This window comes from Alcanivorax sp. HI0007 (assembly GCF_001635525.1).
In the GTDB taxonomy this organism is placed as follows: domain Bacteria; phylum Pseudomonadota; class Gammaproteobacteria; order Pseudomonadales; family Alcanivoracaceae; genus Alcanivorax.
On the sequence record NZ_LWEJ01000069.1, the window covers coordinates 1 to 212 of the forward strand.

The 212-nt window shown below is 63.7% G+C and carries 1 protein-coding gene; it reads left to right on the forward strand.

Features of this window, described 5'->3' with window-relative positions:
• A partial coding sequence (locus A3714_RS17900; RefSeq protein ID WP_197463355.1) for a hypothetical protein occupies positions 1 to 212 on the forward strand: 212 nt, incomplete at both ends.

Here is a 212-nt window from a genome sequence, read left to right on the forward strand (position 1 = left end):
CCTGGCAGAACGCGCCGAGGCGCTGAACTGGGTACGCCCGCAACTGGTGGACGAGGAAGCCATCATCGAGATTGTCGATGGCCGCCACCCGGTGGTGGAGCAGGTGCTGGATGACGCCTTCGTGCCCAACAGCCTGCATCTGGACGATGCCCGCCGCATGGTGATCATTACCGGCCCGAACATGGGCGGTAAGTCCACCTACATGCGCCAGA